This window comes from Streptococcus parasanguinis CC87K, from assembly GCF_000507765.1.
GTDB lineage: Bacteria > Bacillota > Bacilli > Lactobacillales > Streptococcaceae > Streptococcus > Streptococcus parasanguinis_J.
On sequence record NZ_KI669401.1, the window covers coordinates 1,330,618 to 1,345,059 of the forward strand.

16 protein-coding genes and 2 tRNA genes are annotated in these 14,442 nt (G+C 44.1%); 2 read left to right on the forward strand and 16 right to left on the reverse strand.

Annotation, left to right across the window (positions count from 1 at the left end):
- Window positions 1-23: 23 nt before the first annotated feature.
- From gap to rsgA, 11 genes are all read right to left on the reverse strand, one after another.
- Window positions 24-1,034, reverse strand: coding sequence for a type I glyceraldehyde-3-phosphate dehydrogenase (gap, locus tag HMPREF1195_RS06335; protein WP_023919220.1), 1,011 nt, complete (start codon window positions 1,032-1,034; stop codon window positions 24-26).
- Between the two features lie 279 nt (window positions 1,035-1,313).
- Complete coding sequence (fusA, locus tag HMPREF1195_RS06340) at window positions 1,314-3,395, reverse strand: elongation factor G (protein WP_003003071.1); 2,082 nt, start codon at window positions 3,393-3,395, stop codon at window positions 1,314-1,316.
- Between the two features lie 303 nt (window positions 3,396-3,698).
- Complete coding sequence (gene rpsG / locus HMPREF1195_RS06345) at window positions 3,699-4,169, reverse strand: 30S ribosomal protein S7 (RefSeq protein WP_003003105.1); 471 nt, start codon at window positions 4,167-4,169, stop codon at window positions 3,699-3,701.
- Between the two features lie 19 nt (window positions 4,170-4,188).
- On the reverse strand, window positions 4,189-4,602 hold the full coding sequence (gene rpsL, locus HMPREF1195_RS06350) for a 30S ribosomal protein S12 (RefSeq protein WP_003003125.1): 414 nt from the start codon (window positions 4,600-4,602) through the stop codon (window positions 4,189-4,191).
- A 205-nt stretch (window positions 4,603-4,807) separates the two neighbouring features.
- A complete protein-coding gene (locus tag HMPREF1195_RS06355) occupies window positions 4,808-5,344 on the reverse strand; it encodes a hypothetical protein (protein ID WP_023919222.1) in 537 nt (178 codons plus the stop codon).
- Between the two features lie 23 nt (window positions 5,345-5,367).
- Complete coding sequence (gene purR / locus HMPREF1195_RS06360; protein ID WP_037599408.1) at window positions 5,368-6,183, reverse strand: pur operon repressor; 816 nt, start codon at window positions 6,181-6,183, stop codon at window positions 5,368-5,370.
- A 135-nt stretch (window positions 6,184-6,318) separates the two neighbouring features.
- Entirely contained in the window at window positions 6,319-7,263 is a 945-nt protein-coding gene (locus tag HMPREF1195_RS06365) for a 3'-5' exoribonuclease YhaM family protein (protein ID WP_023919226.1), read from the reverse strand.
- The gene (locus tag HMPREF1195_RS06370) at window positions 7,250-8,500 is read right to left on the reverse strand and encodes a DNA recombination protein RmuC (RefSeq protein ID WP_023919228.1); all 1,251 of its coding nucleotides are present in this window, start codon (window positions 8,498-8,500) and stop codon (window positions 7,250-7,252) included. Before HMPREF1195_RS06370 ends, HMPREF1195_RS06365 begins: the two co-directional genes overlap by 14 nt.
- A gap of 1 nt (window position 8,501) precedes the next feature.
- Complete coding sequence (locus HMPREF1195_RS06375; protein ID WP_023919229.1) at window positions 8,502-9,134, reverse strand: thiamine diphosphokinase; 633 nt, start codon at window positions 9,132-9,134, stop codon at window positions 8,502-8,504.
- Window positions 9,127-9,786: a ribulose-phosphate 3-epimerase gene (gene rpe / locus HMPREF1195_RS06380; RefSeq protein ID WP_023919231.1), complete on the reverse strand. Its 660-nt coding sequence runs from the start codon at window positions 9,784-9,786 to the stop codon at window positions 9,127-9,129. Before rpe ends, HMPREF1195_RS06375 begins: the two co-directional genes overlap by 8 nt.
- 14 nt (window positions 9,787-9,800) lie before the next feature.
- Complete coding sequence (rsgA, locus tag HMPREF1195_RS06385; RefSeq protein ID WP_023919233.1) at window positions 9,801-10,679, reverse strand: ribosome small subunit-dependent GTPase A; 879 nt, start codon at window positions 10,677-10,679, stop codon at window positions 9,801-9,803.
- Between the two features lie 248 nt (window positions 10,680-10,927).
- Here rsgA and HMPREF1195_RS06390 point away from each other — a divergent pair.
- Window positions 10,928-11,010, forward strand: a tRNA-Leu gene (locus HMPREF1195_RS06390).
- A 4-nt stretch (window positions 11,011-11,014) separates the two neighbouring features.
- Window positions 11,015-11,104: transfer RNA gene (locus HMPREF1195_RS06395), tRNA-Ser, on the forward strand.
- Between the two features lie 44 nt (window positions 11,105-11,148).
- Here the strand turns inward: HMPREF1195_RS06395 and rsmA are convergent.
- From rsmA to HMPREF1195_RS06420, 5 genes are all read right to left on the reverse strand, one after another.
- Window positions 11,149-12,024: a 16S rRNA (adenine(1518)-N(6)/adenine(1519)-N(6))-dimethyltransferase RsmA gene (rsmA, locus tag HMPREF1195_RS06400; RefSeq protein ID WP_023919235.1), complete on the reverse strand. Its 876-nt coding sequence runs from the start codon at window positions 12,022-12,024 to the stop codon at window positions 11,149-11,151.
- A gap of 52 nt (window positions 12,025-12,076) precedes the next feature.
- The gene (gene rnmV, locus HMPREF1195_RS06405) at window positions 12,077-12,661 is read right to left on the reverse strand and encodes a ribonuclease M5 (RefSeq protein WP_037599409.1); all 585 of its coding nucleotides are present in this window, start codon (window positions 12,659-12,661) and stop codon (window positions 12,077-12,079) included.
- Window positions 12,633-13,403, reverse strand: coding sequence for a TatD family hydrolase (locus HMPREF1195_RS06410; protein WP_023919238.1), 771 nt, complete (start codon window positions 13,401-13,403; stop codon window positions 12,633-12,635). The genes rnmV and HMPREF1195_RS06410 overlap by 29 nt, the downstream gene beginning before the upstream one ends.
- A 125-nt stretch (window positions 13,404-13,528) precedes the next feature.
- The gene (gene rpmH, locus HMPREF1195_RS06415; protein WP_003003086.1) at window positions 13,529-13,663 is read right to left on the reverse strand and encodes a 50S ribosomal protein L34; all 135 of its coding nucleotides are present in this window, start codon (window positions 13,661-13,663) and stop codon (window positions 13,529-13,531) included.
- A 147-nt stretch (window positions 13,664-13,810) separates the two neighbouring features.
- Window positions 13,811-14,440, reverse strand: coding sequence for a hypothetical protein (locus HMPREF1195_RS06420; protein ID WP_023919240.1), 630 nt, complete (start codon window positions 14,438-14,440; stop codon window positions 13,811-13,813).
- Window positions 14,441-14,442 lie beyond the last annotated feature (2 nt).

The window sequence follows — 14,442 nt, forward strand, 5'->3', positions numbered from 1 at the left end:
CCTCCTCTCATCATACGCATGAATTATTTAGCAATTTTTGCGAAGTATTCAAGAGTACGAACAAGTTGTGCAGTGTAAGACATTTCGTTGTCATACCATGAAACAACTTTAACCAATTGTTTACCGTCAACGTCAATAACTTTAGTTTGAGTTGCGTCAAACAATGATCCGTAAGACATACCTACAACGTCTGAAGAAACGATTGGATCTTCAGTGTAACCGTATGATTCGTTTGAAGCTGCTTTCATAGCTGCGTTCACTTCATCAACAGTAACGTTCTTGTCAAGAACAACTACCAATTCAGTAACTGATCCAGTTGGAACAGGAACACGTTGTGCAGCTCCGTCCAATTTACCGTTCAATTCAGGGATAACCAAACCGATTGCTTTAGCAGCACCAGTTGAGTTAGGAACGATGTTAGCAGCACCAGCGCGTGCACGACGAAGGTCACCTTTACGGTGTGGACCGTCAAGGATCATTTGGTCACCAGTGTAAGCGTGGATAGTAGTCATCAATCCTTCAACAACACCGAAGTTATCTTGAAGAGCTTTAGCCATTGGAGCCAAGCAGTTTGTAGTACATGAAGCACCTGAGATAACTGTTTCAGTACCATCAAGAATATCGTGGTTAGTGTTAAATACGACTGTTTTAACATCTGATCCACCAGGAGCAGTGATAACAACTTTCTTAGCACCACCAGCATGCAAGTGTTTTTCAGCAGCTGCTTTAGTAGCAAAGAAACCAGTTGCTTCAAGAACGATTTCTACACCGTCGTTAGCCCAGTCGATTTGTTCTGGATCACGTTCAGCGGAAACTTTAATGAATTTACCGTTAACTTCGAATCCACCTTCTTTAACTTCCACAGTACCGTCGAAACGACCTTGAGTTGTATCGTATTTCAACAAGTGTGCAAGCATAACTGGATCTGTAAGGTCGTTGATGCGTGTAACTTCAACACCTTCTACGTTTTGGATACGACGGAAAGCAAGACGTCCGATACGACCGAAACCGTTAATACCAACTTTAACTACCATTCGTGATTTCCTCCTTATGAAAATCAAAAAAATTTTTTGTGAAAAGAGTAACTTGACACAGCGCCAAACATCTTTTAACAGTCTCTATTATATACTTTATTGCATTAAAAAGCAACTATTTCCCCACGAAAAGCAAGATTTATCATAGATCACCACCTCTTTTATTGAAGTTTTTCACAAAGTCTTGTTTGCTAGGAAGAGCACTTTTTTACTTGTATTCACTTTTGGAACAAAGAAAAACTCTTCCCAAAGTGGGAAGAGTTTTTAAGCATTGGTAAATTAAGCTTCACCTTTAGCTTTTTTAATGATTTCTTCTTGTACTGATTTTGGTACATCTTCGTAGTGGTCAAATACCATCATGAAGGTACCACGTCCTTGAGTTGCAGAACGAAGGACAGTAGCGTAACCGAACATTTCAGCAAGTGGTACATATGCACGAACGATTTGGCTTGCACCGTGTGCTTCCATACCATCTACACGTCCACGACGAGCAGTTACGTGACCCATAACATCCCCAAGGTTTTCTTCAGGAACTGTGATGGTTACAAGCATCATTGGTTCAAGGATAGCTGGTTGTGCAGTCTTAGCAGCTTCTTTAAGTGCAAGAGATGCAGCGATCTTGAAGGCAGTTTCAGATGAGTCGACATCGTGGTATGAACCATCGTAAAGCTTAGCTTTCACGTCAACCATTGGGTAACCAGCAAGAACACCGTTCGCCATAGATTCTTGAAGTCCTTTTTCTACTGCAGGGATGAATTCACGTGGAACCACACCACCGACGATCGCATTTTCGAACTCGAATCCTTTACCTTCTTCGTTTGGAGTAAATTCGATCCAAACATCACCAAACTGACCTTTACCACCAGATTGACGTTTGAAGAATCCACGTGCTTGTGTAGAAGCGCGGAATGTTTCACGGTAAGATACTTGAGGAGCACCAACGTTAGCTTCAACCTTGAATTCACGTTTCATACGGTCAACAAGGACATCCAAGTGCAACTCACCCATACCAGAGATAACTGTTTCACCAGTTTCAGGGTTTGTTTCAACGCGGAATGTTGGATCTTCTTCAGCCAATTTTTGAAGGGCGATACCCATCTTGTCTTGGTCCGCTTTAGATTTAGGCTCAACCATCAATTGGATAACTGGTTCTGGAACTTCGATTGATTCAAGGATGATTTTTGCTTTTTCATCTGTCAATGAGTCACCAGTTGTAGTATCTTTCAAACCAACGGCAGCAGCGATATCTCCAGAGTAAACTGTTTCGATTTCTTTACGAGTGTTGGCGTGCATTTGAAGGATACGTCCGATACGTTCACGTTTACCTTTAGAAGTGTTCAATACGTATGAACCTGAGTTCAAGACACCTGAGTAAACACGGAAGAATGTCAAACGACCTACGAATGGGTCAGTCATGATCTTGAAGGCAAGAGCTGCAAATGGCTCTTCATCAGATGCTGGACGTTCTTCTTCTTCGTCTGTATCTGGGTTTACACCCTTGATTGCAGGGATATCAAGTGGGCTTGGAAGGTAGTCAAGGACTGCATCCAACATCAATTGAACCCCTTTGTTCTTGAAGGCAGAACCACAAAGTACTGGGTAGAATTCAACGTTGATTGTAGCTTTACGGATACCAGCTTTCAATTCTTCGTTAGTAATTTCTTCCCCTTCAAGGTATTTCATCATCAAGTCTTCATCAGTTTCAGCAACTGCTTCAACCAATTTTTCACGGTATTCTTGAGCTTGTTCAAGGTATTCAGCTGGAATATCTTCTTCAAGGATATCTGTACCAAGGTCGTTAGTATAGATTTCAGCTTTCATCTTGATCAAGTCAATGATTCCGCGGAAGTCATCTTCAGCACCGATTGGCAATTGAATTGGGTGAGCGTTTGCTTGAAGACGGTCATGAAGTGTGCTTACTGAGTAAAGGAAGTCAGCACCGATTTTATCCATCTTGTTAGCGAATACGATACGTGGAACTCCGTATTCAGTTGCTTGACGCCAAACTGTTTCAGTTTGAGGCTCAACACCTGATTGTGAGTCAAGAACGGTTACAGCACCGTCCAAAACGCGGAGTGAACGTTGAACTTCGATAGTGAAGTCCACGTGTCCTGGTGTGTCGATGATGTTTACACGAGTGTCTTTCCATTGAGCTGTTGTAGCGGCAGATGTGATAGTGATACCACGTTCTTGTTCTTGCTCCATCCAGTCCATTTGTGACGCACCTTCGTGAGTTTCACCGATTTTGTGAATCTTACCAGTGTAGTAAAGGATACGCTCAGTTGTAGTTGTTTTACCAGCATCGACGTGAGCCATGATACCGATATTACGAGTTTTTTCAAGTGAAAATTCGCGTGCCATGAGGTTTGTTTCTCCTATATTTTTTATTTCTATATTCTATTATAACATGATTTAATAAAAACGGATAGGCAGGACCTACCCGTTCTCAGTGTTTTCATGCTAAGTTTTGGTTCCAACTTGTAAGAAGAGTTGAATTGGGTTCAAGAGCTGACGAAGCTTAATTGAACTCGGGCTAAAGTTAGTTAGCCGATTTGAGCCGGAACGGGATGCTGTGTGAAAAAGATAAACTTCCTTGTATTCATCGAATACTGCGTCAGTTTCCTATTTTCACTTTGCATCCTTGCCGTTCCTAGCATCATGATCTTACCAGCGGAAGTGTGCGAATGCACGGTTAGCTTCAGCCATACGGTGAGTATCTTCACGTTTCTTAACAGCTGCACCAGTGTTGTTCGCTGCATCCAAGATTTCTTTTGCAAGACGATCAACCATTGTGTGTTCACCACGTTGACGAGCGATTGTTACCAACCAACGAAGTCCAAGTGTTGTACGACGTTCTGGACGAACTTCAACTGGGACTTGGTAGTTAGAACCACCGACACGGCGAGCACGTACTTCAAGTACAGGCATGATGTTTTCCATAGCTGTTTCGAATACTTCAAGAGCATCGTTTCCAGTAGCTTCTTTAATTTGTTCGAAAGCTCCGTAAACGATTGAAGCAGCTGTACCACGTTTACCATCAAGCATAACGCGGTTGATAAGACGAGTAACTAATTGTGAATTGTAAAGCGGATCTGGCAATACATCGCGTTTAGGCGCACGGTTTTTACGACTCATTTTTCTTTATCCCCTTTCCTTATGCTTTTGGTTTTTTAGTACCGTATTTAGAACGGCCTTGTTTACGATCGTTTACACCTGCAGTATCAAGTGCTCCACGGACGATATGGTAACGTACCCCTGGAAGGTCTTTTACACGTCCACCACGAAGAAGAACCACGCTGTGTTCTTGCAAGTTGTGTCCGATACCTGGGATATAAGCAGTTACTTCGATCAAGTTGCTCAAACGTACACGGGCAAATTTACGAAGGGCAGAGTTAGGTTTTTTAGGTGTCATTGTTCCAACACGAGTTGCAACACCACGTTTTTGTGGTGAAGAAACGTTTGTTTGAACTTTTTTATGACTGTTGTAACCAACGTTCAAAGCTGGTGATTTAGATTTTTCTACTTTTGATTTACGCGGTTTGCGAACCAATTGGTTAATTGTAGGCATCTACATTCTCCTGTGAAATTTTTTATTTTTGGTGATGGTACACTTGGTGACAGCTACCATCTGTGTGTACTTTTGCAACATTTGTCAGCACGTCCCTGTACACTCTTGAGAGACCAAAAGTAAAAAGTACCGTCTATTATTATAACATGACGGCACTTTGATTGCAAGATGTTTTTTTATTTTTTAAAGAAGTCGAAAAAGTTCATTATTGACCAGGTTCAGCAGGTACTTCTGCCCCTGCATCTGCAGCCGGAGCATACTGTTGTTGCTGTTGTGGTTGAACTGTCGCATTGGCTTCAGCTACTCCAGCGTTGGCATTAGCGTCTGTTTGAGTCTGCTGCGTTGCCGCTGTGTCACTCTCATAGGTCAGTCCATAATAGTTAGCGATGTATTGGATACGGGCATCAAGCGATTGCTTTTGAGTCGCATCTTTGACTTTCTTCACAGCAGCTTGGGCAGCGTTCACAGAATCTTGACTTGGGGTTGTTTCCATTTGAACGACTGCTTTTTCAGCAGCTTCTGTATTTTTCTTTTCTTCCTTCTTTTCTTTTTCTTCCTTTGTTTCCTTTTTCACTGGAAGGGAACCTGTTTTTTTAGCAGGTTGAATTTCTGTCGTTACCTGGGCAGCCGTATTCTTTTTAACGGTATACAAACCAGCTACCAATATAAAGGATAGAGACAGAACTGTCACCAAGCGAATCCACAAAGGGCTATTATCAAATCGATCTAAAATTCTTTTCACTTTTTGATCCTCCTTTGCTGCTCTTAATCAAAGATATTCCCAACTTCGACACTCAATTTATTTTCTTTTACATCGATGTTGGTAACGCGCAATAAGGATTTGTGTTCAAAGAATTCACGGTCGGTTGCAGCATTATCCGCAAAGACAGCTACTCCTGCTAATTCAGAATCAAATTCAGACAAGAGGCTGACCATCCCGTTAATCGTTCCGCCACCTTTAAGGAAGTCATCGACAATCAAGACCCGGCTTCCTGCTTTTAGGCTCCGTTTTGAAAGGAACATTTTCTCAATGCGATCCCCACTTGAGCCTGAAACATAGTTGACACTAACGGTTGACCCTTCTGTGATTTTCAAATCACGACGGACAATGACGAATGGAACATTCAAGACATTAGCTACTGCATTGGCTAGTGGAACTCCCTTGGTCGCTACGGTCATGACAGCATCAATCTTCTTATCTCGGAAGGCTTTGGCAATGATGCGTCCGATCCGATTCAAAATCTTCGGATTGCTCAAAAGATCAGACAAGTAAATGTAGCCACCAGGAAGGATACGATCACTTTCAGACAGTTGCTTGCAAAGATCCTCAACGATTTCTTTGGATTCTTGATCTGAGATAGACGGTGTAAAGATCACGCCTCCACCAGCTCCTGTAATGGTCTCAATATTTCCGATTTCCATCTCTTCAAAAGCCCGCTTAATAATCACGATATCTTCTGAGATGGAAGACTTGGCAGACTCATACTTTTCCGCAAACGTATTGAGGCTAGTCAATTCATAGGGATGGTTGATCAAGTAATTAGAAATTACGACCATCCGTTCACTTCTTCTTAATTTCATTTTCTCACCATGTAGTTTTTTCTATCATTATACCATAAGAAGCGAAAAAAACGAACATTCTGATTTACAGAAGGCCGTTTTTTCCTGATTATTTTATTTTTGGCAGAATCATTCCCGTATTTATCTCTGTTTTTACTAGTCGAGATTCGGTTTATAGAAGGAACGATTTTCCATAGCGAAGATTTTATTGGTCATCTCGCCAGGACCAATTAAGCCAAGTGCTGTTGTCATCATCATCATTTCCGCATCCAAATTATCGATCATATGAATAATCTCTGCTTCCATGATTTTTGGACGAACGGGACTACCGTATTCGAGCAAGCCATGGTGACTCAAGATCACATGGCGAAGGACGATCACTTCTTCTTTTTGATCATCAATCTTCAAGTCTTGCAAGACCTTGGTGATTTCTTCATCGATCAGTGCAATGTGGCCGATGAGGTTGCCTCGAACAGTGTATTCTGTATTTTCAGGTCCCGTCAACTCAATCACTTTGGCCAAATCGTGTAACATAATCCCTGCAAAGAGCAAGCTCTTATTCAACTGAGGATAGATATCGCCGATACTATCTGCCAAGCGGACCATGGTCGCTGTATGATAAGCGAGACCTGCTTCAAAGGCATGATGGTTGGTTTTAGCAGCTGGATAGCTATAAAACTCTTTCTCATATTTCTCATAGAGGGCACGGACAATCCGTTGCCAAACTGGATTTTCAATTTTGAAAATCATGTTTGACAGGTATTCATGCAATTCCTTGGGATCTACTGGTGGTTTTTCCTTGAAGTCTGCTGGATTGTTGGGCTCTCCTGCTTGTGGCAAGCGCATATTCAATTGATTAACTTGCGGAGTATTATTGTAGACCTCCCGACGACCAGCCATATGGACCACGCGCCCAGCTGTAAAGCTCTCTACATTGTGAGGTTGGGCATCCCATAGTTTACCTTCGATTGTACCGGTCTCATCCTGGAAGACAAAGGCGAGGTAGTTTTTCCCGGCCCGCGTTTGACGCACTTCTGCTGACTTGATCAAATAGAATCCTTCGAACAATTCATCTTTTTTCATTTGGTTAATTTTGACCATCATCTTCTCCATCTTCTATATATACATCTAGTCCCAGCAGGTCCTCATCGCTTTCGATTTGGCGGAGTGTCCGCTCGATGGCACTGGTCCGTCTGGTTAGCAAATCATCAATATTATTGGAAGCATTCTTTAAATGGCGCTGAGTCTTGGCCAGAATCCCTCCAAACTTATGGAATTCTGATTTGACCGATCCCAACACCTTGCTAATGTCATCTGCACTCTTTTGGATGTTGAGCGTTTTAAAGCCAACAGACAAGGAGTTCAAGAGGGCTGATAGCGTACTTGGCCCAGCCACTAAAATTTGTTCGTCCCGACGCAAGCGATCGAAGAATTCTGGATTGCGAACCACTTCGGAATAGAGGCCTTCAGTTGGCAAAAAGAGAATTCCGAAATTCGTTGTCGCTGGTGGAAAGAGGTATTTTTGTTGGATATCCTTAGCAAAACGCTTGATACTAGCAAGAAGGGCCTTGCGGTAACGCTCGATCTCCTCTTTCTCTCCTGATTCATAAGCTTCTTCCAGACGATAGTAGTCTTCCAGTGGGAATTTAGAGTCAATCGGCAGATAGACTGGCTCCTCTCCTTGTCCTGGAAGCTTAATAGCATACTCCACGCGCTCACTGGATTGGGGAACGGTGACAAACTCCCGCTCATACTGGGCTGGGGTCAAGATATCTTCAATGATTTGACCCAGCTGCAATTCGCCCATAATCCCACGCGTCTTGGTATTGGAGAGAACTTTATTAAGGGTTCCGACATCCCGCGCCACCGTCTGCATTTCTCCTAGCCCTTTGTTGACCGACTCCAATTGTTTTGAAACCGTCTCAAAGGAGGTCTGTAAGCGGTGCTGCAAGGTTTTCTCCAATTTTTCTTCTACCGTTTGGCGCATCTGTTCTAGCCGCACTTCATTGGACTCTTGGATCTGGCGCATGCGCTCATCTGTTTTGTCCCGATTTTTAGTAAAGTGCTCGTTCATCTCAGCGCGCAGAGCCGTCGTCTGCTGGTGGATCTCCACTCGCATCTCGGTTAAACGATCTGTCAGAGCGATCTCTAACTGCTGATTGGCAATCTGGCTTGCTTGTCTTTCTTTTTCAAAACGATAGTCCAACTGGTCTGTCAAATGATCCTCATGGTCTTCCAGCAACTCTCTTAAAGCCGGTCTTGTATCATCTGACCGTTGCAAGAGATAGATGAGGAGGCCCAGATTGAGCAGGCCAATCAGAAGCAGAATGATATTCATATTAACCTCTGTCTTTACTATAAACAATGACAAGATAGCCACGGTCAAGACTCACTTGAATCGGTTGATCCAAAAATTCATTGGAGCCATACATGGCCTTCAAAAAATAATTCTCCTGATGGAGCGGATACTTGGCTCCTGTAATCTCTAGGTGGCCTTGTCCGACAGGCATAAAGCCAACATAAGACATGGCTGGATCTGGCTGAATCTCATGGCAACCAGCTGGTCTGTAGATCAAGCGATTTTGACCATCGACTAATTGGATCTGCTCCATGTAGGGAGCTAGGTCTGGATCGGTCGGCAAAAAGATATTGGACAAAAAGTGATCCAAGCGACCACCAAAGGCACCGTAAACAGTGACAACAGCATCTGGATAGGCCTCAAAGACCGCTTTCAAGGCCAATTCCAAATCCGTATCATTCTTTTCAGGAACGGACTGAACAACCTGCTTGGCTTGGGTTCGGATCTGATGCAAATCAGTCTCAGAGACAGAATCGAAATCCCCCACAGCTATATCTAAAGGCAGGCCTTGTTCCAGTAACTTCAAACAGCCACCGTCGACACCTACGTAAAGCTCTTGATCTTTTGGCAAGAGCGTGCTGTCACCTCCTGCCAGTATTGCGATGTTACCCATTTACAGCATCTCGGAGCGTTTGAACGCGCTCATTGACCTCCCCATTAAAGACATAAGAGCCCGCTACAAAGACATTGGCCCCGGCTTCTTTTGCTTGGGAAATACTTTGAGCATCAATTCCACCATCCACTTCGATATCAAAGTCTAAACCTTTTTCTTCACGAAGAGCGACTAATTCGCGCACCTTGTCCATGGTTTCAGGCAAGAAGGCTTGGCCACCGAATCCTGGATTAACGGTCATAACCAAGACTTGATCCACCAAGTTCAAGACATGTTTGATACTGTCTACAGGAGTCCCTGGGTTGATCACGACACTAGCCTTCACACCCGCTTGACGAATTTTTTGAAGAGCTCCGTGGATATGAGGAGTAGCTTCCACATGGATGCTGATGATGTCAGCACCTGCACGGGCAAATTCTTCGATATGGTGTTCGGGATTGGTGACCATCAAGTGGCAATCAAAGACCAACTTGCTATGCGGACGCATGCTCTCTACGACACCAGCTCCAAAGCTGATATTGGGCACAAAATGGCCATCCATGACATCGATATGGGCATAGTCAGCTCCAGCTGCTTCTAAGCGTTTCAATTCACTTTCAAAATTGGCATAATCTGCACTCAAAATTGAGGGTGCAATTTTCATTGTTTTCATCGTTGTAGTGTCTCCTATTTTGGCATTTTTTTCGAAACTTTTTTATAGGTTTCGCGACGGTTTTCAATCTCACTTAGAAATTGCAAGTAATCCTCATAACGGAAAGGCGCAATTTCCTCTCTTTCAACGGCTGGTTTCACCGCACAAGCGGGCTCATGCGTGTGGGTACAGGTACGAAATTTACAAGAGTGGCTCACATCGGCGATCTCTGGGAAGGCTTGATTTAAGTCTTCGCTGGTCGTCACTTCATAATCGAGGGAGGAGAAGCCAGGCGTATCTGCGATCTTTCCTCCATTTAAATGGTAAAAGCTGACAGCTCGGGTCGTGTGTCGACCGCGCCCCAGACTATCTGAAATCTCACCCGTTTCAAGCTCCAGATCCGGAGCGATTTTATTGAGCAAGGTCGATTTTCCTACACCGGTCTGTCCCATAAAGACCGTGGTTTGATTGGTCAAAAGGGGCAAGAGTTCCTCAATCGACAAGACAAAGTCGTAGCCAATAGCCTGATAGATTCCTTGGTAGTATTGGATGTCTTCCATATCTTCTAACAAGTCCAGTTTTGAAATATAGACAATGGGATGAATCCCCTTGTGCTCCAAAAGAACCAGAAAACGGTCTAAAAGATTGGCATTGAAATCCGGCTCCTTCGCTGACATGATCACTACTGCCTGATCAATATTGACAATAGGAGGACGCACGAGGCTATTTTTTCGAGGCGCAATGCTCAAAATGTAGCCTTCCGAATTCTCTTCAGCAGAGAACTCCACCTGATCCCCCACATAAGGAGTCTGTCCTTTTTTTCTAAAATTTCCACGAGCCCGTGTCTGGTAAATGTGACCGTCTGACTCCACGTAGTAGAAGCCAGCCAAGGCCTTGACGATTGTTCCTTGCAAATCGCACTCCTTTGAGATTAATACTATCTATTATACCAAAAAATGAGAAATAAGGCTGGATTGCTTGATAATAAAAAACGAAAAGTGAACCTCTCCGAACGCTTTTAGAAACGAATAGGTTCGTTTTTTAAACGGATAGAAACAGAAGACGGAGTATCCGTTATGACTTGTCTTTTAGCAGAATTCGGGAAAGGGCACCTTCCTTTTTTTCCTTGGCATTTTTCCTAAAAAGTGTATAATAGAACTATGCGGAGGTGGTGGAACGGCAGACACGCATGCTTCAGGCGCATGTGCCCCTTCGGGCGTGAGGGTTCAAATCCCTTTCTCCGCATCTTGGAAAGGTGGCCCAGCTCGGTACGGCACCGGACTCGAAATCCGGCAAGTGGATTTTTATTCACGCGCGGGTTCAAATCCCGTCCTTTCCTTCTACAAAAACAAGACATGAGCTACGAAGCTCATGTCTTTTCTGTTATTTTATTCCTACTTCTAGAAGGCCATCTGCTAGGCGAGCGAAGTCTTCTAAGCTCAGAGCTTCTCCTCGTACAGAAGGTTGCAGGCCTGCAGCTTGGATTCCTGCTTCCAGTTTGGCTTTGATTTCTTCGGTCTTGCCAAAGCGACTAGTCAAGTTGTTCCAAAGTGTTTTGCGGCGGTGGACAAAGCTAGCCTTGCTGACAGAGAAGAAGAAATCTTCATCCTTGACAGCTACTGCTGGTTCTTCGCGACGGACCATCTTCAAAATGGCAGAGTCGACGTTTGGTGCTGGCACAAAGACGGTGCGAGGCACGATAAAGGCTACCTTAGCAGTCATATAGTATTGGACTGCAATGGATAAAGAACCATAAGCCTTGGTGTTGGGCTCAGCCGAGATGCGGTCTGCCACCTCTTTTTGCATCATGACCACAAATTCTTGGAAAGGAATCTTGGATTCGATCAAGTGCATGAGGATGGGAGTTGTGATGTAATACGGAAGGTTAGCCACCACCTTGATCGGAAGGTCTGGATTTTTAAACTCTGCGATGTACTGGTTGAGGTCTACCTTGAGGATGTCTTGGTTGACAACTGTGACATTATCAAAATCCCGTAAGGTATCCGCCAAAATAGGAACCAAGCGGTCATCGATCTCAAAGGCCATGACTTCTGCGGCATTTTCTGCCAAGAACTCAGTAAGTGCCCCAATCCCAGGACCAATTTCGATGACATTGACCTGCTTATCGATCTCTGCCGTATCCACAATTTTTTGAAGGATGTTGGTATCGGTCAAAAAGTTTTGACCGAAGGATTTTTTAAAGGTAAATCCGTGACGCTCCAGCACTGCCTTGGTCACGCTATAATCTGCAATTCTCATTTTTTCTCTTTTCTAATCAGTTTAGAGGTAAAGAATCCCCTCTACTTCCGTCTTAATAACTAGCCATCGCCTCTTCGACTTGGGCCAAACTAATTCCAAACAATTCCAAGCGTTTGATCAATTGCTTGCCATTGCAGTAGCCGATGCGCAAGGCTTCTCCTAGATATTCCCGCCGTTTGCGACTATCGCTTCCCATCAAAAGTCCAAGCCGCATCAAGTCAGTCTTTGTGATATCAAAGAAATTATCATCTTCGTAAGACCCGACCAGTCCAGCTAGGGCTTTTTCTAAGTCTTCAAAGCTGGCATGTTCTACTCCAAGAGAACGCCCCTTGGTCTTGGATTTGGGGACTGCTTCACCACGATTTAAAAAGGCATGTTTGGCCTGGGGCACCTCTTGCATAATGATCTTGCGAATTCGCTCACCATTATAGTCTGGATCGGTAAAGACAATGACCCCACGCAACTCTTGCAAGGTAGCAATTCGTTCCAAGTCATCTTGATCGATCGCAGAGCCTCGCGTTTCATAGGTATCCACCTCATAAAAACGACGGAGATTGGCTGTGTCATCCTTGCCCTCCACGATAATCACTTCCGGTATTTTTCTTTTCTCAGTCAAGGCCAAATACCTTTCTTGCATTGTCATAGGTTGCCTGAGCCACTTCTTCTGTTGTTAAGCCACGTAGTTCTGCAATAAAATCTACCACATAACGAGTGTAGGCTGTTTTATTTTCTCGACCACGTTTGGGAACTGGTGCCAGGTAAGGAGCATCTGTTTCAACCAAGATCTTGTCTAACGGAAGGCCAGCTGCCGCTTCTTGGACATCTGTGGCTTTCTTAAAAGTGACCACTCCAGAAAAGGAAATCATCATCCCCAGATCCATGAAGCGTTTCGCTTCTTCTAAACTTCCTGAGAAAGAATGCATGATCCCACCGCGAGAACCGACTCCTTCACTCTTGATGATGGCATAAGTATCTTCTAAAGCATCGCGTGTGTGCACCACAAAGGGGAGGTCCAAGTCTTTAGACAATTGAATCTGACGACGAAAAACCTTTTCTTGGACGTCTTTCGGTGCCGTCATCCAGTGGTAATCGAGACCGATTTCTCCGAGTGCGACGACTTTGGGATGTTTTAGCTGTTCAAGTAAATAGGCCTCCACTTCAGGAGTATAATCGCCTGCCTCAGTGGGGTGCCAACCAAGCGTGAGATAGAGTTCTGGGTACTGGTCTGCCAAGGCTATTCCTCGCTCAATCGTCGGTTTGTCAAAACCAACGATATTGTGGGCTACAACACCCATTTCCTTGGCCAAGTCGAGCTCTTCTTGTTCTTTTCCTGCGAATTCTTCCACATTGAGATGGGTGTGGGTATCAAAAATCTGCATGATCTTCCTTTTCTTCCGAGTTTTTCTTCTTTCTATTATAGCAGAAAGCGACTCTAAATTCACTTTCGGACAAAACAAAAACCAGTAGTCTCGAGTTTCTACTGGTTTTTAGGTTTTTATCTGAATTAGGCAGCCAAAACTTTGCGTCCTTTACGACGACGAGCTGCCAATACGCGACGACCGTTTTTAGTTGCCATACGGTGACGGAAACCATGTTTGCGCGCACGACGAAGTTTACTTGGTTGATAAGTACGTTTCACGATGAATACCTCCTCATAGATTTTGTATTCGTTTAGCCGGCTAGTTGTGATCAGTTACTAAACATACTTTACTATTCTATCGGATTCGACTCTATTTGTCAATAGCTATGGCAAAATTGTTGCAAATACAGGTCGGAGAAAACTTTTCTACACCTGACGGGTTGCCAAGTAATAGGGTTCCAGCGCCACCAGCGCCTCTTGCAACTGATCCAGGATATCCTCAAGAGAACCTTCCTCAACTAGAGAAACATCGTATTTGACGAGGACCTTACGAACCGCCCCTTCTGCTACTGCTTGTAACAGATCATGGCGATTCTTTTCTGTTCCTTCTACCCTTTGACTCTCCCCATTTTTCTGGGCGAAATAATAAACTGGCTGAGAGATAGGAAGGGTGAGAACCATGTGTTGCTTTTGAAGGCTCTGCTCATCTTTTTTTCGCTCGATAAAACTCACCTCTAAGGAAACTCCAAAATCAACTGCATCCCCATAAAGTCTCAAGGCAAACATGGGCTCTGCCATCGTCCCTTCTCCTTTTAGATAGGCCCAAAAATGAGGCCGCAAGACCTGAGCCTGGTTCATCCATTGGCTAGTCCGATCTTGCTCCAAATAGGGGTGACGCTTCTGAAAGGCTGAGACTAAATCAGTGAATTCCTTACGAGCCGCCTGAGCTAGGGCACGATACTGCTCCATCTCCGAGGCTAGCACCCCTGCCTTTGCTGGGGCCTGGTAGTGGATTCCTTGAAACTTTAAAAACTCTCGAATCGCTGCAAATGCCATCT